Origin of the sequence: Halomonas sp. KX33721, assembly GCF_001596805.1 — a bacterium.
Classification (GTDB): domain Bacteria; phylum Pseudomonadota; class Gammaproteobacteria; order Pseudomonadales; family Halomonadaceae; genus Vreelandella; species Vreelandella aquamarina.
In genome coordinates this window covers 1-1213 of sequence record NZ_LVIA01000102.1, presented here as the reverse complement: position 1 = coordinate 1213, position 1213 = coordinate 1, and the positions used below count along the sequence as shown (strand labels likewise).

Genomic DNA, 1213 nt, shown 5'->3' with positions numbered 1-1213 from the left:
CGTTCCTCGTGGATAACGCAGTCGGCTCCGCAGCGTCTTGAGCACCGTCATGCGCCCGATATCCTGCCCGAAGTCGAGGATGATCTGCCGTGCCTTGTGAATCACGAGAGCCGCACGGTGCACCAACTCTTGTAGCACGGTGCGCAGCCGGCGCCGCTTGGCCGGGTGGCGAACCGGGCTCAGCTCGCCGGTCATGCCCAGCTGTCCCATCAGGCGCAGGATGTTGTAGGCCAACTGGGCGAGATGCAGGATCAGATCGTTGGTGGCGAACTTGCCGGACGGCAAGCGCTCCAGGTCGAGATCGGTCTTGATCTCGCTGTGAAACTGCTCATGGGTGGCATGCGCCTGGTAGCGCTTGATCACCGCCTCCGGCGCCTCGTCCAGGCTGGTCCACCAGCCTTCCAACTCATAGTCCGGTTCGAGCAGCAACTGGCCATCGCGATCGGCGGTGCGCTCGACCAGGCGCATCACGCGTTGGACGACGTATTCGGTCTTGTTGTCGTCGTGGATCGAGACGGTCTGCGTCCACAGCGCCTGGCGCTTGCCAGGACGCAGCTCTTCCCAGTAGTCCGCCGCCACCGCCAGCCAGGTATCTCGATCAGCCGTGGCCGAGCCACGCGGGTTCCATTTGACGACATAGTCGAGCCGGCGCCCCTCGTCGGCAAAGGCCTGGCGTTGCTGTTCGAGAAGCGCCAGGTGCGCCTGGCTGTCGAAGCCGCTGTCCTCGCGTAACAGGATCGGTTGCTTGGTCAGGCATTGGGCGCGAGGCAGTACCCGCTCCAGGAAGGCGTTGCTCTCCTTCATGGTGTGCTGCTTGCCAGGCCGCAGTTCCAGACCCAGGCACCACCCTTCGTTGCCCAGGTAGGCGGCGATCGGGGTGTAGCCATCGACCTTCTGGTAGGTCCGCGAGACGCCTTCCTTCTTCGAGTTGCTGTTGTCCATGACGAAGGTGTCGATGTCCAGGCAGACGTGCGTCGTCTCGGCGGTGATCGGTGCTTCGATCAGTGACAGCAGGGTCGTGGACCAGGTGGCGGTGCGCGCCTGCAGGTCGTTGGCGGCAAGTTTCTCCAGCCGCTGTCGCAGCGTCGCCGCGCTCGGCACCTTCTGCAGGGTCAGCAGTTGTTGGAAGGGCTTGTCGCGGCGGAAGTTCTCGACAGCGTCATAGTCGCTCATGCCCAGACACAGCAGGCCCAGGTAGCTCTTGATCACGTCA

At 63.7% G+C, this 1213-nt stretch carries 1 protein-coding gene; it reads right to left on the bottom strand.

Annotated elements, in window-relative coordinates; genetic code table 11:
- On the bottom strand, nt 1–1213 hold a 1213-nt coding region (locus A3220_RS16570), incomplete at both ends, for an IS1380 family transposase (protein ID WP_062376048.1).